Origin of the sequence: Leptospira noumeaensis, assembly GCF_004770765.1 — a bacterium.
GTDB lineage: Bacteria > Spirochaetota > Leptospiria > Leptospirales > Leptospiraceae > Leptospira_A > Leptospira_A noumeaensis.
Window position 1 is genome coordinate 1,366,201 of record NZ_RQFK01000026.1, and the last position, 23,861, is coordinate 1,390,061.

The window sequence follows — 23,861 nt, forward strand, 5'->3', positions numbered from 1 at the left end:
ATGTCACTGATTCTTTTTTGAATAGCGATCACTCCTCATTCCGTAGGTTTGAGGAGTTTCTTGTTTTATGGGCTTGCGGTAGATTTATAACTTTATTTTTTTATAGGAATGAAGTCTAGGTCTCCCAAAAAAACAAAACCCACTAGAAAGTCCTCACTTAAAATCAAAAGTAAACCTAAGACCAAAATTAAGGAAAAAGAAGACCACCTTCTTCCCATCCGGCCTTTACCTATACTTTTTCCTCTCCCCCCATTTTCAAATCGCAAACGAATTTCTTTTTTTCTTTTTTTTAACATTTTATTTTTCTTCCAATGTTCTTCTTTGCAAGAGAAACCTAGGGAGGTTTATCACAACAACCTTGTAACTACAGAGACAGAGGTTTTATCCAAAATAGAAAAACTACAAAATTCAGGAATCCAATCCTTGGCATATATGTATATGTTAGGTGATGGAGTGATTCATGCTGGAAACCAAGGGGGAGAGGAAAGTGTTCAAATCCAAAGATTTAAAATCGGAAGTATCACTAAACTATTTACCGGGATTGCACTTTTACAATTACAAGATAAGGGGAAACTAAAACTAGATGACCAAGTTTCTAAGTATCTGCCCGAAATCAAAATGATACAAAGTAGGGGAAAAAATTTTCCTGAGATCACCCTTCGGGACATTCTCACCCACCAGTCCGGACTTCCCTCTGACTTAGCCTCCGGTTTTTTTCTTTCCCCTGAAGCAAATGACAAAGAGATCCTGGAATCCTTTCGTTCCCTTCCGAAACATCTCATTCATATAGAAAGAAATGAACCTCACAAAAACCATTCTTATTCTAATTTTGGATTTGGACTTCTTGGAGTTGTGATCGAACGAGTGTCAGGTCTTGGAATTGAAGAATATTTCCAAAAGGAAATTTTTAAAAAAGCGGGAATGAAACATTCCACCTTACTTGAGTTTTATGAAGGATCAGATCTTGCTCCTGGTTATCATGGTTTTTTTTGGAAAACAAAAACAAAACCTCAGAAAATTCGAGATTTAACTGCGGGTTCTCTTTCTTCCACCGGGGAAGATATGGGTTTTTTTATGAAAGCTTTGTTTCAAAGTAAAAAAGGAAAAGGTTTACTCTCAAAAGAAAGTTTTGCGGAATTCCATCGCATCCAAAAAGGCCCAAGTTCTAATTTTCAAATGAAACTTGGGCTTCCGGTTTTACTTCAAGAAAAGATTAGTGGTGGGAAAACAGTTTGGATCTCGGGCCATTCCGGATCCCTCCCACCTTACTTTGCTGATTTGGTTTATGATCCAGAAACAGAAATTGTTAGTTTCCTCGCGGGTAATACAACCGGATTTGCCACTGCAGAAATCCAACCAACTAATAAAGAAATTTTGGACATCTTGTTTGAATACAAAACCGGAAATTCTTTGGAACCAGTTCCTCTTCCGAAAAGAAAAGATCAAAATCGATTGGATGGATACTTTGGGCTTTATGTTTCTCCTTTTGGAATCCATGAGTTGAAGGAAGGAAATCCTCCCAAACTAGAAATCATGGGATTTGATTTTGATTTGGTGGAAAAAGAAAATCGTTTTGGAACTAATTTACTGTTGTTTTTCGGTTTGATTCCCATAAAAGATAAAAGTTTGGAATCATTTCGTATTGAATTTGAAACTTGGGATCATGAGCAAATTTTTACTTTATACTCTACTAATATGGTAAAAGGAAGTCTCGGATTTGCCCACAGGTTCCAACCCAACCAAAATCTGCCAGCGGAGTCTTATTTTACCCGTTATTCGACCAAAGACCCCCATTCTCTAATCCCTCGAGTGGAATTAGCAAAAGACAAACGTGGTTTTCTTTTGTTTTCCATCAACTACTCGCTTGGTGGGCTGAGTTACTCCACCACCTTACCATGCCAGATGGAATCAGCTACAAACCTTCGGATTTTGGGATACGGTCGAAACCTCGGAGAAAGATTGGAAATTAAAAAATTCGCAGAAAAACCTGTTTTGGTCTATTCGGGAATTGAGTTTATCGGAGATTAGAGGTTAGACGATTTTTTTTCTAAATTTCTAATTGAAAGTGATTGATTCCTTACAATTCTACCTCAGTTTTAGGTAAATTTTCATATGAGGTCAGACATGAATTTTAAAAAGTCTTTGGCATTAGCAAGCATCTGTTTGTTAATTTTAAACTGTAGTCATTCGCTTAGAATCACCAATGGAGAAGAGTTAAATGTTAGCTCTAGTTTCCCACTTCAAAACCAACTCAGAATCGGTTTATCCTCTCCGCAAATGGATGACTATGCTACTAAAAAATACATTGAATCCGTTGCGGAAGCACTTTCTCGTAATAGTAGCGTATCAAGAGTAGTTTATCCTTACAAAGCGAGCCTTCACGCAAGCCAAGTTGACGTGGTAATCGATCTTTCTGTAACAACAAAATACGATGGTAAATGGTCCAACTTTTTCATTAACTGGCCAGGATTCTTAATCTGGGCTCCGGCAATCTGGGGTTACGGATACAAAGCAGATATTGAAACAAAAGGAAATATTTCTTTCACAAAAAAGAAATTCAATGACTCTTTCACACTTCCTTTAGTAGTCCACTTCCGCCAAGCAGAAATCGACAGAACTTGGACAGAAATTAGTTGGTTAGAAGCATCTATTATCGCATTCGTGGGTGGTTTCTATATGACTACCTACGATGATGATATAACTCCTGAATTTATTTCAAAGTTTACTCCACAATATTCTCAACTTGTTGTGAACAGAATTCTTAAAGCTGTAGAGTCTAATTAATTCTGAAATATCATTCATTTTGAAAGAATAGAATTCTATTCATAAAATTCAAAAAATTGATCAAAGGAGCAGGAATTTCCCTTTGGTCAATGTGAGTGGGAGACGCTAAACTGTTTTACAGTTTGGCGTTTTTTGTGTAAAATCAGAACTTTCCAATATTCGTGACTCTGGTGTTTTCTCTTCCTTTTTACCTCCTTATCTCATTATTATTCTTTTTCACCACTACGGTTGGAGCCACAGAACCTTCGGGCAATTCGAATCTCCTTGAATTGGATTTTGTAACTTCTCGGAAACAAGGGGAAAATCTTCCTAAAACTTCTAGGGCAGAGCAATATTTGAAAGAGTTAATTGCAGAAGCCAAAGAAAAACATTTAGCAGAAGAAACACATTGGTATCGGTTACTAAGATTTAAAAAAACGAGATGGGGGTTTTGGGAGAGCGAGGTGGATAACAAACGTTATTTCCTTTCTAAAGAAGGAAAATACAATCCAGAAAAAGAACTCATTGCAACTCTTTATAGTTTTTTTACAGAAGATAGCATTCCTGATGGGTTGTTACATCCACAATGTTCTTATCCAGAAAGATACCACTGGTTAAAAGAGAAGTTGCATTTTGATATTAATCGGTTATCTGAAGTTAGGTGTGAAAGGTTTGAGGTTTGGAAAAAATCTTTAAATCCTGATTCCTTATCGATTATTTTTGCCTCTTATTATATGCAAGCACCTGCTTCAATGTTTGGACATACACTGATCAAATTGAATAACAAAGTAAATGAGAATGCAGAGTTGTTGGATTATGGAATCAATTATGCTGCTAACCCAGGGGATATGGATGTTTTTTCTTATGTTTATAAAGGTTTGATGGGAGGTTATCCAGGTAACTTTTCTATTTTTCCTTATTATATGAAGGTGAATGAATATAATGATTTGGAAAGTCGTGATATTTGGGAATACAAACTAAATCTGAAACCTGAAGAAAAAGAAAGGTTTTTGCGCCACCTTTGGGAGATGGGAAGGGCAGACTTTGATTATTATTTTATCAACGAAAACTGTTCTTACCATTTGATGGAAATTTTAGAAGTTGCGATGCCAGAACTAAATATGAGTAAGAAACTAGGTTGGATGGTTACCCCTAGTGATACCATAAAAATATATATGGCAGAAGATGGACTTGTTCTTTCTAAAAAATATCGTCCTTCCTTATATTCCAAAATTAAATATAAAATCAATGAAATGACGGAAGAAGAACGAACAACCTATTTTGATATGATTCGATTCGAAAATGCCTTCCTTCCTAGTCCTGAAGATAATTTCCGTATCTCTCTTGTGACTGATGCTGTGTTGGATACGTTTAGATATCGTAATTCAATAAACAATGAAGCCTCTAAAAAATATAAAGACTACTATGACAAGTTACTCGTTTTCCGTAGCAAACAAAATGATGAATATACTGTTAAGGAAACATTTCCTTTATCGACTCCGCCTGAGGATTCCCATCCGCTCAGTCGAGTGGCAACTTCTTTCGGTGTATCTTCTTTAGGAAATTTTGCTGAAATTAGATATAGAATTGTTTATCATGATTTGTTGAATGTGAGCAGAGGCCACACTCCTAATTCGGAGTTAGCATTTTTTGATACGACAATAAGGGATTATGAAAATAAAAAGCCGGAACTAACTTCCGTGAATATTATCAAATTGACATCCATAAGTCCATATAATTCTATCTCTCAAGATTTTACATATATGGTGGACGCAGGAATACAAACGGCTGTTTATCGAAAAAACGATGAAACTCTCCGCAAACAAGTTGGTAATTTTGATTTTCGTTTTGGCTATTCTTTTTCAAATGAATTTGGAAAAACACCGATGAGTTTCGGTGTTTTGAGTGTTCTTGTTGGAATTAAAGCACAAAACGGAAAGATGTTTGAAAATGATGTTCGGTACGGAGCCAATTTTAGTTTGTTGTATCAAAAGGAATGGGGTGCTTGGAAAGTTTTTACAGGCGTAACAGCTCAAAATTACCAACTCAGTCAAAACTTTAATACATATTATGGCACCTTTAAGGTTCGGTATGCATTTTCAAATCGGCATGAGCTTCGAGTGGAAGTTAACGGCGAAAGATTTTATGAAGAAACTCTGATATCTTATCATTATTTGTTTTAATTTTTTGGCTGAGTAAAATATTTAAAAATCATCCCTCGGTGGGGATCCGTTTTTGATTTCTGTAATGTGCAATGTAGGTAATCAGGACAAGAGCTCCCACAGGAACCGAGAAATAGATATGGACTTGGATGAGCCCTGCGATCATTCCTAAAATTCCACCTAAGAATTGTATTACGACGAGATTTCCGCCAGTATTATCCAAAATCATTTTTTCTAAATCATCGGTGTCGAGTGCCATCACACGTTCTTCCACAAGTGCTGTGACATTGATATTGTGAACAAATTTTTCTATATTGGTTTTTAGATACACTTTACCTTCTTCACTATTCATAAATTCGAGAAGGCGTTTTTTTACCCAATCTACTGCACGAAAAAAGTTTTTTTCTATTTCTTGCCAGTTGTTTGGATCATCTAAATATGCTTGTAACCTTTCGATTCCCGATGGCAAAAGATTTTGTCTGGCGTAGTCACCACTTGCTTCCAACCAATTCGAAATTTTTCCTGTAATGAATTCTTGTGTTTCTTTGGAATTCAATCGTTCTTGGAGACCAGCCATCATCTCATCCATCATTTTCATAAACTGATCTGATGTTTCTGGATCTTTCACAAATCGTTCTAAAAGTTCACGAATAGCTTCTTCGTTAAAAGAAAAGATCTTTTTTACACCGATTCCAATTTTACCAAGTGTACTTCTTGTTTTTAAATAATCTTCTAAACCTTCATTGAGTAAATTCGCAAGTTTTGGCATTTCTTCTAGGAGCACCACTCGGAGTTGTTTTCCTAGTTCTTCTCGGTTGGTTTCTTCCGTTAAATAGTATGTTAGGCGTTCTTTTGTGTAATCCCAAAGTTTTTGAACTTCCTCAGGACGTTCCGCCATTTTTTTCATGGTTTCTTCTGAAAAGTCGAAGATAACTTCTAAAATTTCGGGCCCTCTTTCTTTTAACATAGAAATGATCTTCGTCACAAGCACCGTTCTGATTTCTACGTTATGGATCGCTTCATCAATTTCTTTGACTATTTTTTGGATTCCCGTTTCTACTAAGTTGCGTTCGTAGATATAAGTTAAAATAATATCGGGATGAAGTAAGTTACTTTGTATACTTTCACCAAGTGATTTGGCAATTTTTGATTTGTTTTTAGGAACAAGCCCTGACCAACCGAGCACCTTACCATGTTTAGGTTGAAATAACATTTTGATTGCAAGGAAATTGGTAAAGTATCCCACCATTCCCGCCATAAGGATCACAAAGACAGCGTTGACCCAAACATTCCCTTCGTAGTAAAGTTGAAATCCTCCACCTATGATGGAGAAAATGACAAGGAGCCGACGATACCAGGTGTCTAATTTAGCAACGTCCATCCTATTCCTCTTCTAGTTTTAAATATTTCCCACTCAATCGGCGTAGAAAACCTCTGGGGATCAGTTCAGAAACTGTGATGGCACCTTGGTTGAAGGAACCAGTGATACAGACTGCTTGATTGTAACGAAGGGCATCCAAAGATTCTTCCACTACAACACTTGCATCTTGCCACATAAACGATGGGTATTTGGATTTGTTAATTCCTGCTCTTTGGTGAAAATCAGAATGCGTGAGTCCGGGACAAAGTGCTTGGACATAAATTCCATGTGGTTTGGCTTCTTCATGGATGGACTCGGTAAATGATTTTACAAAAGCTTTAGTGGCTGCATAGATCGCACTACCTGGAGCTGGCAAATAACCAGCGATAGATGCCACATTAATCAAATAGCCCTTTTTGTTTTTTTTGAATCGGTTAAGTGCTACATGACTTAAGTGAACTAATGTTTTTACATTTAGATTGACTTCATCTAATTCTTTATCGAGAGGTAATGCCGCAAACTCACCCACAGTTCCAAATCCCGCATTGTTCACTAGAAGTTCTGCATCTTTGTCTTTTGTTATGATTTCAGCGAGTTCTTCTACATCTTTTTTTTTGGTAAGATCCAAAGCGAAGTATTTTAAAATCCCCCTAGCTTTTGGCTCTAATTCTAAAATTACTTTTTTTAAATCGGATTCCGTACGGGAAATTAAAAAGACATTATAGTCTTTCGCAAGAGCACGAACAAATTCTTTTCCAATTCCTTGGGATGCGCCAGTGACATATGCATTTTTCATTCTGATGGATTCCTCTTCATTAGGACAGCTGTGGATCCGTCCGGATAGTATTTTTTACGTCTCTCTAATTCAATAAAACCGACAGACTCATAAAGTTTTATGGCGGCTACATTTGATTCCTTCACTTCCAAAAAGAATTCTTTTTTCGGAAATTCTAGAAATAGAGCCAACAATAGTTCTTTAGCCAAACCTAACTTTCGATAGTTGGGAAGAGTTGCTATCCTAAAGATTTCAATCTCCCAAGGAGTTTCACAAATAAGAGCATAACTCTTAGTTTCCGGATCTCCCAAACCAAAAGCCACATGGAATTCAAGGTGAGTTTGGATCATTTTTTCTGTCCATTCCTCACCAGGAAAACATAACGATTCCCATTGGAGGAGTGGGGAAATATCGGATTCACCCAGCCTTCGAAAACTATGAGACATAATCACATTTTTTTCTTTTCATCCAAAAGAAAGAAACTAAAATCGAACTGATGGGCACAAAAAACAGCAGGTTTTCTTTGGTTTCCTTATCACTGGCGATTCTTTTTCTCCTGCTTGGATTTAGCTTGTCTGGTTGTGACTATCTGAAATCACTCACCGAATCCAAATACCGCAAACGAATTGGTGGGGAGCTACCTTCCGAAAAAGACATAGTGAATTGGAAAGAAAAGTTGGCTTTGGAAGAAGCGGAAATCGAAGAAATGGACAAACGGATTCGAAAAATGGTCCAAAAGTCCAACCAATCGGCTGCCCTTTCTTGGAAAATTGCCAGGGCTTATATGCGCGCCGGTTCGGCTGACCTAGGTGCCCATTATTATGAAGAGGCAATTGGAGAAACGCTCCCCAATTCCAAACAAGGTGGATTCGAGATCCATTCTTATGAATCGGCCTTGCCATTTTTTGAAAAAGCCATCCAATCCGGAAAATTAGATAAACAATTGTTATATGAAACGGCTGTGGCTTATGCGAATGCTTCCAAAGATATGGGTTGGGAACCTATCAGAAGAAATCGGGCCATTGGACTTTTTAAACAACTTTCCAAACTAGACAAAGAAGATTCTCGGTTTCCTTTTCAATTGGCTCTCATTTATTTTGATTCCTCATTAAAGGATGAGGCTTGGAATGGAAAACTTTCGAATGGTTATGATGAAGTAGAATCTGCCTTTTCCCTTCTCGACCAAATTTTACGCAAAGAGCCATACAATGTTCCCACTCGGTTTGCAAAGGCCAATTTTTTATACCAAGTGGGAAAATCGAATTTAGCTTATGATGAATACTCGCGGATTAAATCTGTATTAGAAGAGATGAAAGAAAAAGGAACCATCCGTGAACCATTGGATGAAAATTCTTCTTACCGCAATGTCATTAAAAACTTAAACCAATTGGGGGCCCAAAACAAATCAAACTAACCTCTTAATTTGTGGTTGTATCGATTTTAGGCCATCCTCGGATTACTTCTTTTCTTCGCAGAACAAAAATTTGGCGGAACTTCGAATCTTTTTCGGAACTTTATGTTACCCTCCCTCAATATTTTGAAGAAGATTTTTGGAACCAATGCCTCACGGAATGTATCCAATGGGAAAAATCAAAAGATTCTCATTGGAAACTCGTTAGTTTTTATGACCCTGAATATCCGAAAAATTTAAAGGAAATTTACGATCCTCCATTCGTTTTTGTTTGTTTGGGGAATGTACAATTGTTGCAGTCTACTCTTGTTGCCATTGTTGGAACAAGGAAGTCTTCGCCAGTTTCCCTTTCTGCTACTAGGAAACTCGTAGAATTACTTTCGGTAAACAAAGATTTGGCGGTTGTTTCGGGTATGGCTCTTGGGATCGATCGGGAGGCATTTTTATCTGCTTTGGAATTTGGACTTCCTGTGATTGGAGTTCTCGGAACTACTTTGGGAATGGAATACCCACCGGGAAATCGGGATCTTTACAAACGAATCAAAGAAGACCCAAACCAACTTCTGATTACCGAAATTTTACTCAAAACAGAACCTGCCAAATGGACTTTCCCCAAACGCAATCGTGTTATCTCTGGTCTTTCGGACAAAGTGTACATTATGGAATCAGGAAGGAAATCGGGAACCATTTCTACAGCCTATAGTGCGATGGAACAAAACCGTGAGATCTTTGTTTTTGATCATCCCAAACAATTTGATAACGAAGGAGGAAGGTTACTCATAAGACAAGGTGCACAAAGGTTATTTTCTGAAATGAAAATCCCAAAAGAAAAAATGGTTTTGGAAAGTAAGGAGATGAGTTATGAAGAATGGAAAAACAAACGAACCATCCCTTCTGGAATTCGAAGAGATGGAAAATGGGATCTAGACCTTACCCTTTAAATACAAATCCTGCGACAGTGGCTAGGACATAAATAAAAAGTAAAAATACACCAAACGGTCGTTTGATTTTATCTTTAGAGAAAACAATCCCTAAACGAAATAACACAAGAACGATGAGCATGGAAGGAAAGTAGAAAGTAAAAAAACTAACGGGAGCTTCAAGTCCATTTCTCGTAACGGCAGCAGCGGCACCGGAAACAAATAGAACATTCAAAATATCCGCGCCAATGATGTTACCCACCGCAAGTTCAGAATGCCCACGACGTGAGGCTTGGATGGCAGTTACTAGTTCTGGAAGGGAAGTTCCAAATGCCACCAGTGTGGCTCCAATGATGGAGTCAGGAATGGACAGGCGAACGGCTGTTTCTTGGACAGACGGGATGAGAACCTTGGAAGATAAAATGACCAAGGTAATGGCAACTACTAGTTTTAATAAAACAATCCAAAAAGGAGATTCATCATACTCGGTTGTGGCATCAATTCCTGCTTCGACTTCCCCTGGTTTGGATCGAGACCAACGAATGCTTAAATAAATATAAACAGCAAGTAGGATTAAAAATACAAATCCGGTTCCTTGCTCAATTCGTCCACCAGTAGAAAAAACGGATGTTAGGTTTGTCCAAGGTAGGGCCGCAAACACCAGTAAAAATCCGGCGAGGACTTGGATCCAACCTTGGCGATTGACTAGTCGTTTGTCAATGTCAGGTGGGGAAATGAGGATAGCGATTCCTAAAATTAATCCTGTATCGCAAATGATGGAACCAACGGCATTCCCAAGTGCAATTCCTGGATTTCCTTCCAAAGCGGAAAGAACAGATACGGAAACTTCGGGAAGGGTTGTGCCTAAACTCACGATGGTGGCCCCAATGATCATTTTGGGAACTCCCCATCTTGTTGAGAGAGAAACTGCCTCATCGACTAGAACGTCAGCGGCTTTTCCTAAAACAAGGATGGAGCCAATGATGACGAGTAAAAGAACTGGCAAAGGAAGGGTTTGAAAAGTTGCAGTAAGAAATGCATCCATGGATAAAGGTCAGAATATGGAAAACTTCATCCGACTGCGACTCTTTCTTTGGGTAGGGACCCTCGGATTTTTTTCTCCGGTACTTGGAGAACCACGATTGCCCAAGGAACCAAACCTTCCCTCCATCCCTTTGGAAGAGTCCAAAGAACCAAGAAATGCTCGTGGAGACAAAGATTCTTCCGAATCAAAAGTTTTAAACCTGACTCTTTGTGACGGACGAACCGTTCGTGGTGAGTCGTCTAGCGGCAGTCAGTCGATGGCTTTTGAACATTCAAAAGATGGAATTCTTTATAAAAAGAAATTGAATGTAAACGAACTGGACTCGGTGCGGATTGACTCTTGGGAACTGAAACAAAAACGAGAAGAAAAAAAAGGAATCACCTTTGAAGTGGTTCCTAAAAAAATCCGAATCCGCACTAGGAATGGAGAAGTGTTTTATAAAGAAACAGGTGTTTCCGATTTAAAACTTCTAAACATTGAAATTAAAAATAACAATGGTGAAACCACTCTTTTTACTTTTTGGGTGGATTTGAAATACCCTGATGGCAAGTGGTATTCTGGATTGCCTACATTGAAACCAAACCAAGAATTTAGGGAAGATTGTTTGAAAGATGTAGTGAAGATGATTGAATGGGAGTAAACCAACTCCAGGCTAATTTGTTTGGCCTGAAGTTGGAATTTTATTTTTTATTCAGATACACAATCCACATAGTAAGTCACAATGCCGGATTCTGATTTTTCTTCCACAAGGCCGTGGATATCAGTTTCAAAACCTGGGAACTTAGAGTTAAACTCCCTTGCAAATTGTAAGTAACGAATGATGGTCATGTTGAACTTTTCTCCTGGAATCAGAAGTGGAATTCCTGGAGGATAAGGTGTTAGTAACACAGAAGTGATTCGTCCTTCCAATTCATCAATTGGAACCCTTTCAATGTCACGGTGTGCCATTTTGGAAAATGCTTCTGAAGGTTTCATCGCAGGAATCATGGGACTCAAATACATCTCCGTTGTTAGGTGAGAAATATTATTTGCTCGGTAAACTTCATGCATGGATTGGCAAAGGTCACGTAATCCTATCCGATCGTATTTAGGATAGGTTGTCGTAAACTTTGGCATCACTCGCCAGAGAGGTTGGTTCGAATCATAATCATCTTTGAACTGTTGTAATTCGGTCACCATAGTATTCCATCGGCCTTTGGTAATCCCGATGGTAAACATGATAAAGAAACTATAAAGACCAGTTTTTTCTACAATGATTCCATGTTCTGCCAAGTACTTGGTGAGAATGAGAGCAGGGATTCCCCAGTCAGCAAATTCTCCTTCCACACTCATACCAGGAGTGATGACCGTTGCTTTGATGGGATCGAGCATATTGAATCCCTCTGCAATATCACCAAACCCATGCCAACGGTCATTGGCTTTCAGAATCCATTCGTCTCTTTCTCCGGCACCTTCTTCGATGAGAGCCTCAGGGCCCCAAACACTAAACCACCAATCTTCTTCTAGTTCTAAGCCGACTTTCCGCATGGCACGTCTGAAATCGAGGGCTTCTTCAATGGATTCTTCTACGAGTGCATTTCCACCAGGAGCTTCCATCATAGCTGCGGCAACGTCACAAGAAGCAATGATCGCGTATTGTGGACTGGTACTTGTATGCATTAAAAATGCTTCGTTAAAAAGGTTTCTATCTAAGGTTTCTTTTTCACTGTTTTGCACTAGGATCTGACTTGCTTGGGAAAGACCTGCCAGAAGTTTGTGAGTAGACTGTGTGGCAAAGATCATACTTTCTTTTGGTCTTGGCCTGTCCGATCCAATGGCATGCATTCCCGTATAAAATCTATGAAAGGATGCATGCGGAAGCCATGCTTCATCAAAGTGTAGAGTCGAGATTTTTCCATCTAACTCTGATTTGATGTCTTCTACATTGTAAAGGATTCCATCATAAGTACTTTGAGTGATGGTAAGAATTCTTGGATTTCCTTTTACCTCTTTGGCAAACGGGTGTTCTGCAATTTTTTTCTGGATGTTCTCCCATTTGAATTCGGATTTAGGAATGGGTCCAATGATTCCAAAATGATTTCTTGTGGGCATTAAAAAAACAGGGATGGCTCCCGTCATGGTAATGGCATGAAGGATACTTTTATGACAGTTGCGGTCAACAATCACAACGTCGCCAGGGGCAACCGTACTATGCCAAACAATTTTGTTGGATGTAGAAGTTCCGTTCGTTACAAAATACAAACTATCACATTGAAAAATCCGTGCGGCATTTCTTTCACTGGCAGAAATAGGGCCTGTATGATCCAAAAGTTGTCCTAGTTCATCCACCGCATTACAAACGTCAGCACGTAACATGTTCTCTCCAAAAAATTGGTGGAACATTTGGCCGACGGGACTTTTTAAAAAGGCAACTCCACCCGAGTGACCAGGGCAATGCCAACTATAACTTCCGTCATGTGCGTATTGGGTGAGGGCACGAAAAAAAGGAGGTGGTAAACTATCTAAGTAAGATTTGACTTCTCTATGAATGGCACGAGCCATAAACTCTGGCGTGTCTTCAAACATATGAATGAAACCATGGAGTTCTTTTAAAATACTATTAGGAATATGACGACTGGTTCTTGTTTCCCCATAAAGAAACAGCGGTATGTCGGCGTTTCTATGACGTACTTGAGTCACAAAGTCTTTGAGTTGGCGGAGAGCATCAGGAACTTCACCTTCTGTTTCAGGAGTGAACTCTTCATCATCAATGGAAAGAATGAATCCACAAGCCCGACTCTGTTGTTGCACAAAACTCGTCAAATCTCCGTAACTGGTCACACCCAGAACTTCAATCCCTTCGCCTTCTAAGGCCTTTGCAATAGCTCGAATGCCAAGACCACTGGCATTTTCGGAACGAAAATCTTCATCGATGATGATGATAGGAAATTGTACGATACCGTTTTGATACATCAACTCCATAGGAAGAGTGACCCCTAGGGAATCAAATGATTTTAGTTTTTAGACCCGTTTTTTCGGAAGGTATTTATAATACTCCATCTCAACTGTGTTGATGAGGTAGGTGTAGTATTTAACTAGTTTTTTATCGAATTTCTTTTTGTTCATCTCTTCTCTGTAGTGGTCGGCAAGTTGCCCACGAAAGAGTGCAGACTTCATGTCGTTACGATTGATGAGAATGGTATTTGGAAGATCCTTAATGGCAACATCATCGGGAATGAGAATTGTGGAAACCGACTGCAAAACTGCGTATTCCACAGTAGATGCCACTTTGTCGTCATCCTTTTCTTTACCGAGAGTCATATTGTTCCGTTTGATATTGTCCAAGTTTTCGTAGATCCTGGAACGTAAGGACTTAGGATCCAAAACTTTGTCAGTGATTTTGTTGAATCGTTTGGGAAATACGAAGTTATCTGCGGCTTTGTAGATATGAGAAAGTTTTTCTTCTTTTTTGTTTGTTTCTGCTTCGTCTTCGTAAGAAGAAGTGGAACTAGAATTGTAAGTTGGTTTTCCCCAATCTCCCACTCCAGAAAATTTTCCTGAATTTTTGATATCTTCTCGGATTTCCTCTGTGGATTTTTCTCGGAAGTAGATGGCTGCCATAAACCCAAGAACAACAGAAAAGGGGACACCAAAAAAGATTGGCATCGCCGAACGAAGGTAATATGCTCCTGTGATAAAAATGAGAGTGCTTACCACAAAAGTTAATATTCCTGGAACGACATTAAACCTTGAGCGGATTTCATTGGAACGTTCTTTTTCCAATTCTTCCACTTCCATGTTTTTGACATCGGCATTGAGTTTTGCAATCAACTCGGGTTTTAGTTTGTTATTGAGTTCCGGGTGTTTGGGATTGGAAAGTTTATGGTTGATGATTTTTGCGTAACCCAATTGTTTTTTGTATTCAGGATTGGTTCTACCTTCAAACGCTAGTTTGTGGATGACCGCGGCCATATAACCATGATCCACCACATAATAAACCGATTTTCCATCGGGAAGTTTTTCTTCATAATAAGAATGATCAGAAAACACATCATCTTTCAAGCGTTTGATGTATTCGTTAGTTTTTTCTTCAGAAGTGATTCCTGCTTTTGCTACTTCTTCTTCAAAATCAATTCGGAGTAATGTGTTATGGTTTTTTGTATGTTCTGGGATTCGGGAGATAACAGCATTTTTTACGGTTCCATAAATGTTATCATCTTTACGAGTCAGAACCGATCCTTTTTCTTCCGAAAGTCGTTTTAAAATTTTGACACTGAGATCGATGGTTTCTTTCACGGAAAGTGATTTGTTTCCTTTTTCTGTAGGATAAGGAAAATTTTCGATGATCGATAAAAACTTTTTCACTTCTTCTTCTGGATTCATTTTAGATTCTAAAGAAGGAAATTTTGGTTTTGAGATATAATCACTAAAGGTGGCAAGAAAAGATTCGTATTTAGCGTCTTTTGCAAGTTTGGTGAGTTGGTCTTTTGTGAAATGTTCCAAGCCATTCATCTGTGCAAGGATTTGGTTCACCACTTCTGGCAATCGTTTGAAACTTCCATCCGGTAGAATGTTTAGTTCGTCTATGACAATATGGTAATCAGCTAAAATGGGAATTGCTAAATTTTGTTCTCTTGCAAAGACAGTGAAGTCTTGGAGAAAGTCTGGCATAGGGATATAAGGTAAATTTCCAAATCCCTTTCTTACCAAAGAAGAAATTTCTGCTTCGAGAGAACCAAGTTTAGGATAAAGCCATGTGTTTCCTTCTTTGTTCTTTTGTAAAAGAAGGCTTCCTGGATTTTCATCATCCCAGTTCCTTCCTTTTTTACCTCGGTTTTCGAGTAACACTTTGATGAGTTCTTGTGAAAAACGAAAACAAGCCTGTCTATAAGGTTGGGTGTCCGTTTTATTTTCGTTTTGTGGGGCAACGAGTGCAATTTTGGAAGAGATTTTACTGCCCGTACGAATGAGGTAAGGATAAGCATAGGCAGCTCTATTTTGGCCACGATGGTCGATGTCTAAAATTTGACGCAGTGCATGGTAGATGGAATTTTCGGAACGGCCTTGGGCTCCGAGGTTTGTATACTTGCCGAGTGCTTCGGGAAGTTTATCTACGGTCATTAGGTAAGAAGCATGTTTTTCTTTACTGCCGTGTTTTTCGACACGTTTGTGCCAGTCTTTCAGTTCATCTAAAATGCAACGTGCTGTGGGTGTGAGGCTTCCTACCGAATCAGACAAAAAAATATAAGACTGAGCCGAGGGTCTATCATTAGAACTTTCGTCTTTGGACGATGGGTTTTCTAAAGCTGTGTCTGATAGATCAATGCTGTCTTCGCTCATTTGGATTTCGCCTGGTGAGAAGCTGCTATTTCCGCAAGGATATGGGCTCCCCTGGCTAATTCTTCTTCTGGACGACAATATGTCAAACGTATGCAATCTTGAGTGTGTGAAAAATCTGAGTTTAATCCCGGAAAGAAATAATGTCCAGAGACAATAAAGAGCCGTTTATCTTTGCAAAGGTGATACAGTTTATGATTGGTTACTGATAACTTGGGAAAACGAATCCAAAGAAAAAATCCACCCATTGGTTCATGGATTTCATATTCGACTCCCTGTTTCTGAAATTCTGATTCAAAAATAGAAATGGCAAGTTCTCTTTTTTTGTCATAAAACGGACGTAAGATGTTTTTTGCAAGGTTCGTGAGAATGTCCTTACGAAAGAGGATTTCCATCATATAAACACCTAAATTTCCCACAGCGAGATTCCCTACAGCCGCATAAGAGGATAAGGTTTCCATCGTATCAGGATTCGAAATAATCATTCCCAAACGAACCCCTGGGAGTCCAATTTTGGAGAAACTAAGAGATAGAGTCCTTCCCTCCTTGTATTGGACTGGCTCTTCTGATCCAATCAAATTAGGAAACGGATTTCCATAGGCTAAATCAATGAGAAGGGGAAGGTTTTGTTTTTTGGTTTTTTCTTCCATCCATTCGATATCAGCATTTGATAAAATATTTCCTGTGGGATTTGTGGGACGAGACACGGCTACACAACCAATTTCAGATAGATCAAATTTTGTTTTGTTTAACCCATACCGAAACCTATGTTTTCCTGTTGGTATGACTTCTGGTTCGGTTGCATAAAATGCATCAGCTTCGATGGACTGGTCCGCATAACCGATGTATTCTGGAACAATCGGCAAAAGAATTTTTTTAAAACTCCCATCCTTCATTTTTCCAGAATGGATGTTGAGTAAATAGGAATACGCATTTTGACTGCCGTTAAAAAAAGCAATATTGTCTTTGGTGAGTTTGGCACCTAAGTGCGGTGATAGATACTCTGCCGCGAGGGAACGAAAACGATCATTCCCAATGGGAGCTTGGTAATCGCCAAGAAGGGCACCGAGTTTTGGATCACTCGCCAGTTCCTGAAAACAATCGGCAAAAATTGCCTCCGCTTCTGGGATGTGGGCCGGATTTCCTCCGCCTAGGAGAATTTCGTCTGGGTGGCCAGTCACTTGTCCCAAATCTTCCATCAGGGAACGGATTCCTTGGTTTTGGCGGAGGCGGTTGGCCCAAAGGGAAGAGGGAGAATCCATCATGGGGGTCATATTTCTGAGACTTCCTCCTGCCAGAACCTTTTTTCCAATGAAATCCTAAAATTATGTTCTCATTTCGAAAAATGAAGTGACATAATACGGAAATCGGCTATTTAAGTGACATAATATAGAGGAGTGCTGTTGGATGAGCACCGAAACAATACAAAGACCAGTTCGAAAAGAAAAAGATATCGAATTTTTTAAACCTACCCTTTCGAGGGAAGACCTGAAAGGTGTTTTAGAATGCCTTGTGGACGAACACCTTTCAAACGGTGAAATCGTAGAAAGATTTGAAAAAACTTTCTGCCACACCTTTAAAATCAAACATGCCATTTCTTCTAATTCACTCACATCGGCATACCACCTAGCATTGCTTGCGTTAGGTGTAAAAGCGGGAGATTCTGTTTTACTTTCTAGTTATGCACCAATTTCGGCATTGGATGCCATTTTTCTTTTGCAAGCAAAACCTGTGCTTGTGGATTTGAAACGAAATTCCTTTCATCCATGCCCGGAAGAATTCCTTCGCAAAAAAAATGAATCCGGTGCTCGTTTTGCCCTTTTTGATCATAGTTTTGGATCACTCATTCGCATTACTGATTATTCCATCGAAGGTTTGGAAGTGGTAGAAGACTTCACAGAAGCCATCGGTGCTACTTCAGAAACGATCACGGTAGGCAAACAATCCAAAATTGCCATTTGTGGACTCAGTGCTGAGAACATCATTACCACTGGAAATGGTGCCATGATCATCACTTCTGAAGTTTCGCTTTCCAATGCAGTAAAATCTTATAAGTCGGGATCATCCGCCAAACGTAACTTTGGTGAACCAAAATTTGATTACAATTTGGTGGATTACCAAGCTGCACTTGGGATTGAACAACTTTCTAAACTGGGTGTCATCTTAGAACGTAAGAAAAAAATCGCGTCTGCGTATTTACAAGCAGTACAAAATTCTAGATTAGAAACTTACTTTCAAAATCCAACAGAAGATACCTTCCAAAGATTTCCTATTGTTGTTTCTGGCCAAAACTACGAAGAGATTCAAAGATATTTTAAATCCATCCATATTGGAACACAAAAAACGGTAGAAGAACCTTTGCACCGTGTTTTGGAAGAAAATCATTTGGAGTTTCCAAACGCTGAGCGACTCTTCCAAAGAGGACATTGTATTCCTATTTATCCTAACCTAACTAAAGATAATGTACAACGGATCGCCACCGCCATCCGACGAATCTATTGATTGGTTCCTTCACTTTATTCTCTAGACTCATTATTTGAGTATAGATTGTATCCAACACCTCTGAATTTAGATTCCTCCCTCAAACGGAGGAATCGATGTTTGGAGAAGATGTTTTTTCCCATCACAAAATCCGAAGACTTTGTCCTAGTCGAAGAACTACCAAGTGACGAACTTTATATTCATTGGAAAAACTCTGGCCTCACGCCAGGCACACCCATCCAAGAAGGGGACTTACTTGGTGAAGTTTCTCTTGTAGAATGGGGATGCAGAAATGAATGGTATGACGGTAGGCTTTTAGAAGATCCGATTCGAATCGAAACTTCGCGTTATCTCAATTCAAAAATCACTCAACTGGATTTTCGAAAACACCATTCACCTTTAGCGGCTAAAATCATCACTTCCGAGGAACACTTGTTCGCTGAACTGGAAGAAGCAAAACTTCCCTTGGTTCTTAAAAGTGAATTTGGGCTTGCTGGTCGAAATCATATTATCTTTAAATCGGCTTCTGATTCTTGGAAGATGGCTCAGGTAAATAAAAAACTTTTTGGGTTTCCTATCCTTGCAGAATCGTGGGTGGGAGAGGAAAGGTTTTTTGATTTTTCAACACTCTGGGATGTTCGTGACGGAGAATTCTTTTATTTAACTTCTACAACAATGCTTATTGATAAAGAAGGAGTGTTTCGAGGGATTCGGATTGGTGGGACAGAGCAATCCTATTCGGCTCACTATTTACCTCCAGTAATGGATCTTGTGCGTGATACCAAGGGACTCCTTCCAAAAGAGTATTCCGGGCCTTGCGCCATCGATGGATTTTTATTCAGAGAAGAGGGAAAGGTTCAAATCCAACCTGTATCAGAATTTAACTTTCGTTATTCGATTGGGCGAATTCTCTGGGAAGTGAGAAAAAAAAGAAACCCAAACGGGGCAGTGGTGAGTGGGATTTTAATTTTGCCTTATCCCAAACAAGGTTCTCTCGATGAGTGGTCTACCATTGGACGATTAGAAATAGAATTAAGTATCCATTTGATCCTCTTAACGCCCGTTAGAGACTTGTCCGGAAAACCTTACCAAAATACTGTTTTATATTTTGAAACCACGGAAGAAAAAGAACCTTCCGTGGTGGAATCCATTTGGTTATCCTGGATGGATTGATTTTAGTTATAATCGTCTTAAATTAAACTCCATCGCTATTGGAAAAAAACTCATGTTTTCCATTGATCTCCAGGATTGGATCCGATGGATTTCCTCTGCGTTTGATTTCTAAAATATCTGTGTTGGTGAGGGGAAGGGTTGCTTCTAAACTAACAATGACTTTGTCCCCTTTTTCTGTCCAGGTGCACAACATTTTTGCGGTTTCGTAACCCATTTCACAAGTTCCATCATTATGTAGTTGGATTCTTGCTATATTGGACTTTGTTTTCCACTTTCCTATGGCCCAAGTATTTTTAGGAGGGATGAGCGCCGAACCTGCTTGTTCTGAATTGAAAACAAGTTCTGCAATGGCAGTGTTTTCTGTATTGGTTCCTTTATAAACTTCTTGAATGGTGAGAGAAATTTCTTTGGCACGAAGTTCGGATTTGAACTCGATCCTTTGGAGAGACAAACTATCTTTCAAAGTGACTACTTCTTCGTTGCCATCCTCAGTTGAAATTTTTAATTTTTTGATTCTGTTGTTGGCAGCCCAAAGTTTAGGATCACCAAACCCGTTATAGATGGATAGGGAACGGAAACTAATTGGTGTTTTGTATTTGATTTGTAAGGTTTCTCCGATTCCTTCCCCATTTGCCCCTTCGACCCAACTGGTTTTGAGTTTTCCATCCATTGCCAATACAGGAGTATATTTTTTAGATTCTGGTTGGAGTTGGCTCGAGGAGGTGACACTCGGAGGATTGAGTGGTTCTGCAAAAAGGGGCAGACAGATGGCGATTATTAATAAGTATGTTTTGGGATTTGGAAAAGACATACACAAAATCAAAAGCATATAAAATTTTGATCAAGTAGGAAATAAAATTTATGAATGAGTCATGGGAATTCTGCACAGTCTACGTTACTTTTTCCACGGAAGAAGAAGCAAAAAAAATAACCAAACAAGTTGTCATCGAAAGGCTCGCCGCTTGTGCCAATACCATCAAAGGAATGGATTCTGTTTACATTTGGAAAGGGGAAGTGGAAGAGTCTTCTGAAATTGTAAGTTTATTTAAAACAAGAAAAGATAAAATAGAAACATTAACGCAGAGGATCAAAGAATTACATTCTTATGATACTCCCTGCATTGTTGTTTGGCCCATAGTCTCTGGGAATCCTGATTATTTGGATTGGATTCGAAATTCCTTATAGAATTCTCTAATTTTATCAAATAACAAATCAAACCCTAATTCCTTTCGCCAAGTGAGAAAAGACTCAGGCATTTGTATCGATGTAAACCAAGGACATGCGGGCGATTCCGTTGGTTCAGCTAACATTCCCATGAGACTTGCCATGGTTAAGTCCACTCGTCCAAATGAAGTCCCATTAAAAAACTTTTGTTTCTTATATATGGAAATCAATTCTTTTGCACATTCATCTAGTGCTTGTTTGACGATTTCTAAATTTTTAGGAGTGATTTTGTATCGTCTTTTTAAAGAAAGAGCAATCAAATCAAAATGTTCAGGTGCATTTACCGTATCAGAAAGTTTTGCCGGCTCTAATAAAAAAAGTTTACCAACAATTTCAGGGTATTCAAGGATATGATGATAAAGAATCGTTTGTAAACTTTTTCCAATTTGGGTGTCTACTTTCTCTTCCATTTGTTTTTCTTCTGGGTTTGCTTTATGGCCGAACGCTTTTTCTTCAATGACATCTAAAATATTTCCAGAACCTTGGATGACACCGGAATCCGTTTCTAAAACTGGCACATATAATTCGTTCACAATTGGTTTTAGAGTTTGGATGTGTTCTCCAGGAACCAAAGGTCTTAGTTCAAAAGGATAGTTGGCAAGTTCCAATCCCCATCTAGCTTTTTCGGAAAAATGTGAGATGGGGAAAGTATATAAGATTGAAGTCATGTGTCGAAGTTTATGGATCAGAAATCATTAGGCAATCAAGTTTTTTAGGAAGGAAAATAGATTGTCACCTACTTCTCCTTTCCTTAATATGATTCCTGTTTTATGAGATTTGGCATTTTTATTCTTTTTTTGTTTTGTCCGATCGGATTCTTATTTGCCAAAGAACATTCCGAATTCTGTTCTATGGACAGACTTTGTGTTGTTTATGTTCAGGATAAAACGGGGGTAGATGTATATTTTCAAAACAAAATTGCCATAGCAGAAACTGACACTACTTTATCCGTGAATGCCAGCTTTAAAAATATGAAAAGTTCGGTAAAACTTCCTTTGGTGACTGTATTAAAAGGGCCAAAACGGAAAAAACTCTTTCGATTGAATGTTAAAAAAACTAACAAACGTTGGGTCTATCAAATTAAATACAGATGGATTCTTGGGAATTTTTCGGTAACACATGATCCTAAAGTTATTTATGAATTACCCTTCGAGAGGGGATTAAAAGTTCGTGTATACCAGGGTTATAAAGGTTCAAAAAGTCACCAAGGTGACAACCGTTATTCGATTGATTTTGGATTAAAGGAGGGTGAGTTAATCACTGCTGCTAGAGAGGGGATAGTTGTTGATACCGAAGAAAAAAATAGTGAGGGTGGATTCGAAATCAAATACATTCACTCAGCCAATTACGTAAAAATTTTACATGATGATGGAACCATCGGCCAATATGCACATCTTCGTTATATGGGTGTTCTTGTCAAACGCGGGCAGAGGGTAAGTGCAGGAACTCCCTTGGGTTATACGGGGAGCACTGGATTTAGTGATGGCCCCCACTTACATTTTGAAGTTTACAAACCAACACCTAGTCTCCGGAAAAAAACCATTCCCACTTTGTTTCGAACAGAATCCTCAGATTCTGAAATGATTGCGGAAGGGCAACTCCATTGGCGTAGGGATACAAACGAACCTCTAGTCAAAATAGACTCGGATGTGGACGAAATCCAAATTTGTGAATCGGTTCAAAACTTAGAAAGACTGGGATGTAATGTTACTTCGTTCGCAAAAACGGCTCCTATGTATTTTTATATTCCTCTTTTAAAACCATCTAGGCATAAGATACAAATTTCCGTTCGTAAAAATGGCACCTCTATTATAAAATTGTATAATTGGGAGACAAACCCGGAATGGTGGGACACCTATTTGGATGTTCAATTTGAGGAATCTTCTGAACCTCTGGAAGGAGATTGGACGGCAACAATCTCCATTGATGGTGTAGTTCAAAAAGAAATGTCATTTCAATTAACGAGCGTAAAGTGATTCGATCCTTAGTAATAGTTCTATTTAGTTTTTGTTTTTCCGTTGGTATTTATGCAGAATCAAATGTTATAGAAGAGTGTAACCAAGAATGGGTTTGTTTGATTCAAACAAAAGATGAAGATGGAATTCAACTTTCGATTCGTAACCACAATCCTAATCCTAAAGTTACCAATTCTGTATTGTTGAATGCAACTTTTGTAAATTTTAAAACTGATATTAGTTTTCCTTACTTTGTTGTCGTTAAAGGCCCAGAACCAGTTTATATTACAAAGTTTTTTTTAGAGGATAGAACGAAAGATGCCTTCCATTCCTTTGCATTTCGGGTAAGGCCTGGAGATTGGGATAGTGTTCATGATGATTCTGTAAGTTACTTATTGCCTTTTGCCCGTGGCATTCGAGCAAAAGTTGTGCAAGGGTATAACGGCTCTGTCACTCATTTCGGTAGTTTTGCGAATGCGATTGATTTTGGAATTCCTGTTGGAACTCCTGTGCATGCAGCTAGAAAAGGATATGTGATGGCAACAGAATCCAAGTATACTGAAGGTGGGTTTCGTAAAGACCTTCTCTCGAAGGCAAATTTTATCATCATACAACATGAAGATGGTACTTTGGGCAATTACGCCCATCTAATGAAAAATGGAGTTGTTGTCAAAGTCGGTGATATGATAGAAGCTGGTCAATTGATTGGATACTCAGGTAATACTGGTTATACGCAAGGGCCACATCTTCATTTTGAAGTTCATAAACCAAACCGACAATTAGAAGTGACAACCATTCCAACAGTATTTAAAACTCAATATTCTGAACGAGATACTTTGAAAGAACTTTTTATGTATTGGCATCCAAGATCAGGGATTGATCCGATCAAAGCAGATATTTTAGAAGAAGACATTCAAATTTGTAAATTAAATTCAAAAAAAGAACGGGTACAATGCGGAGAAACCTCTTTTCGGTTAGGTGATAATTTTTTGGTGTCCTTAGAATTTGTTCGGCCAGGAACCCACCGGATTGAATTGGATATTTCCATTGAAGGAAAGGCTTTTGAGGCGATGAAGTTGGACTGGGTCGCGAATAAAAATTTGGCTATTGAAGCTAGATATGTTTCGATCACTAGTAATCCAAAATTTACGGGGCGTTGGAAGGTGCGAGTCCAGATCAATGGAGAGGAAAAAAAGATTCTTTTTTTTGATGTGCGACCGTAATCGTTTGACAAGTAAATATATGTTTAGTAAATTGGCTATAGGCTTTCCAAGAC

General features: G+C 38.7%; 20 protein-coding genes. 11 read left to right on the forward strand and 9 right to left on the reverse strand.

Features of this window, described 5'->3' with window-relative positions; genetic code table 11:
- The first annotated feature begins 108 nt into the window (after nt 1-108).
- The 3 genes from EHQ24_RS14645 to EHQ24_RS14655 all read left to right on the forward strand — a co-directional run bounded on the left by EHQ24_RS14645 (nt 109) and on the right by EHQ24_RS14655 (nt 4,946).
- Complete coding sequence (locus tag EHQ24_RS14645; protein ID WP_135602303.1) at nt 109-2,028, forward strand: serine hydrolase domain-containing protein; 1,920 nt, start codon at nt 109-111, stop codon at nt 2,026-2,028.
- Between the two features lie 96 nt (nt 2,029-2,124).
- Nucleotides 2,125-2,784 carry a hypothetical protein gene (locus tag EHQ24_RS14650; RefSeq protein WP_135602304.1) on the forward strand — a complete coding sequence of 220 codons (660 nt, stop codon included), beginning with the start codon at nt 2,125-2,127 and terminating at the stop codon, nt 2,782-2,784.
- 335 nt (nt 2,785-3,119) lie between these two features.
- The gene (locus tag EHQ24_RS14655) at nt 3,120-4,946 is read left to right on the forward strand and encodes an Lnb N-terminal periplasmic domain-containing protein (protein WP_244310437.1); all 1,827 of its coding nucleotides are present in this window, start codon (nt 3,120-3,122) and stop codon (nt 4,944-4,946) included.
- Nucleotides 4,947-4,974: 28 nt separating this feature from the next.
- Here the strand turns inward: EHQ24_RS14655 and EHQ24_RS14660 are convergent, their stop codons facing one another.
- Genes EHQ24_RS14660 through EHQ24_RS14670 form a run of 3 tightly spaced genes read right to left on the reverse strand, consistent with a single transcriptional unit; the run spans nt 4,975 to nt 7,506 of the window.
- The gene (locus EHQ24_RS14660) at nt 4,975-6,306 is read right to left on the reverse strand and encodes a DUF445 family protein (protein ID WP_135602305.1); all 1,332 of its coding nucleotides are present in this window, start codon (nt 6,304-6,306) and stop codon (nt 4,975-4,977) included.
- Nucleotide 6,307: 1 nt separating this feature from the next.
- Nucleotides 6,308-7,081, reverse strand: coding sequence for an SDR family NAD(P)-dependent oxidoreductase (locus EHQ24_RS14665; protein WP_135602306.1), 774 nt, complete (start codon nt 7,079-7,081; stop codon nt 6,308-6,310).
- Nucleotides 7,078-7,506 carry a GNAT family N-acetyltransferase gene (locus EHQ24_RS14670; protein ID WP_135602307.1) on the reverse strand — a complete coding sequence of 143 codons (429 nt, stop codon included), beginning with the start codon at nt 7,504-7,506 and terminating at the stop codon, nt 7,078-7,080. The genes EHQ24_RS14665 and EHQ24_RS14670 overlap by 4 nt, the downstream gene beginning before the upstream one ends.
- A gap of 50 nt (nt 7,507-7,556) precedes the next feature.
- Between EHQ24_RS14670 and EHQ24_RS14675 the strand changes: the two genes are divergently transcribed.
- A complete protein-coding gene (locus tag EHQ24_RS14675; RefSeq protein WP_135602308.1) occupies nt 7,557-8,474 on the forward strand; it encodes a tetratricopeptide repeat protein in 918 nt (305 codons plus the stop codon).
- Between the two features lie 11 nt (nt 8,475-8,485).
- Nucleotides 8,486-9,412: a DNA-processing protein DprA gene (gene dprA / locus EHQ24_RS14680; RefSeq protein ID WP_135602309.1), complete on the forward strand. Its 927-nt coding sequence runs from the start codon at nt 8,486-8,488 to the stop codon at nt 9,410-9,412.
- Here dprA and EHQ24_RS14685 read toward each other — a convergent pair.
- Nucleotides 9,402-10,436 (reverse strand): calcium/sodium antiporter, encoded by a 1,035-nt coding sequence (locus EHQ24_RS14685; protein WP_135602310.1) that lies wholly within the window; start codon nt 10,434-10,436, stop codon nt 9,402-9,404. The two genes, dprA and EHQ24_RS14685, sit on opposite strands and share 11 nt — an antisense overlap.
- Between EHQ24_RS14685 and EHQ24_RS14690 the strand changes: the two genes are divergently transcribed.
- Entirely contained in the window at nt 10,435-11,076 is a 642-nt protein-coding gene (locus EHQ24_RS14690) for a hypothetical protein (RefSeq protein WP_135602311.1), read from the forward strand. The two genes, EHQ24_RS14685 and EHQ24_RS14690, sit on opposite strands and share 2 nt — an antisense overlap.
- A gap of 47 nt (nt 11,077-11,123) precedes the next feature.
- Here EHQ24_RS14690 and EHQ24_RS14695 read toward each other — a convergent pair whose 3' ends face one another.
- The 3 genes from EHQ24_RS14695 to EHQ24_RS14705 are packed head-to-tail and all read right to left on the reverse strand — an operon-like array spanning nt 11,124 to nt 17,026.
- Nucleotides 11,124-13,388 (reverse strand): arginine/lysine/ornithine decarboxylase, encoded by a 2,265-nt coding sequence (locus EHQ24_RS14695; RefSeq protein WP_100743348.1) that lies wholly within the window; start codon nt 13,386-13,388, stop codon nt 11,124-11,126.
- A 48-nt stretch (nt 13,389-13,436) separates the two neighbouring features.
- Entirely contained in the window at nt 13,437-15,755 is a 2,319-nt protein-coding gene (locus EHQ24_RS14700) for a hypothetical protein (protein ID WP_135602312.1), read from the reverse strand.
- Entirely contained in the window at nt 15,752-17,026 is a 1,275-nt protein-coding gene (locus tag EHQ24_RS14705; protein ID WP_135602313.1) for a valine--pyruvate transaminase, read from the reverse strand. The genes EHQ24_RS14700 and EHQ24_RS14705 overlap by 4 nt, the downstream gene beginning before the upstream one ends.
- 133 nt (nt 17,027-17,159) lie before the next feature.
- Between EHQ24_RS14705 and EHQ24_RS14710 the strand changes: the two genes are divergently transcribed.
- Complete coding sequence (locus EHQ24_RS14710) at nt 17,160-18,254, forward strand: DegT/DnrJ/EryC1/StrS family aminotransferase (RefSeq protein WP_135602314.1); 1,095 nt, start codon at nt 17,160-17,162, stop codon at nt 18,252-18,254.
- 108 nt (nt 18,255-18,362) lie between these two features.
- Nucleotides 18,363-19,406 carry a hypothetical protein gene (locus tag EHQ24_RS14715; RefSeq protein ID WP_135602488.1) on the forward strand — a complete coding sequence of 348 codons (1,044 nt, stop codon included), beginning with the start codon at nt 18,363-18,365 and terminating at the stop codon, nt 19,404-19,406.
- A gap of 22 nt (nt 19,407-19,428) precedes the next feature.
- On the opposite strand, the gene EHQ24_RS14720 is transcribed toward EHQ24_RS14715, so the two are convergent.
- Nucleotides 19,429-20,217 carry an NADase-type glycan-binding domain-containing protein gene (locus EHQ24_RS14720; protein ID WP_135602489.1) on the reverse strand — a complete coding sequence of 263 codons (789 nt, stop codon included), beginning with the start codon at nt 20,215-20,217 and terminating at the stop codon, nt 19,429-19,431.
- Nucleotides 20,218-20,267: 50 nt separating this feature from the next.
- Here EHQ24_RS14720 and cutA point away from each other — a divergent pair, with 50 nt between their 5' ends.
- Nucleotides 20,268-20,591 carry a divalent-cation tolerance protein CutA gene (gene cutA / locus EHQ24_RS14725; RefSeq protein ID WP_135602315.1) on the forward strand — a complete coding sequence of 108 codons (324 nt, stop codon included), beginning with the start codon at nt 20,268-20,270 and terminating at the stop codon, nt 20,589-20,591.
- On the opposite strand, the gene EHQ24_RS14730 is transcribed toward cutA, so the two are convergent.
- A complete protein-coding gene (locus tag EHQ24_RS14730; RefSeq protein ID WP_135602316.1) occupies nt 20,561-21,298 on the reverse strand; it encodes a glutathione S-transferase N-terminal domain-containing protein in 738 nt (245 codons plus the stop codon). The two genes, cutA and EHQ24_RS14730, sit on opposite strands and share 31 nt — an antisense overlap.
- Before the next feature lie 102 nt (nt 21,299-21,400).
- Between EHQ24_RS14730 and EHQ24_RS14735 the strand changes: the two genes are divergently transcribed.
- Nucleotides 21,401-22,606 (forward strand): M23 family metallopeptidase, encoded by a 1,206-nt coding sequence (locus EHQ24_RS14735; RefSeq protein ID WP_135602317.1) that lies wholly within the window; start codon nt 21,401-21,403, stop codon nt 22,604-22,606.
- Nucleotides 22,603-23,808 carry a M23 family metallopeptidase gene (locus tag EHQ24_RS14740; protein WP_135602318.1) on the forward strand — a complete coding sequence of 402 codons (1,206 nt, stop codon included), beginning with the start codon at nt 22,603-22,605 and terminating at the stop codon, nt 23,806-23,808. Before EHQ24_RS14735 ends, EHQ24_RS14740 begins: the two co-directional genes overlap by 4 nt.
- Nucleotides 23,809-23,861 lie beyond the last annotated feature (53 nt).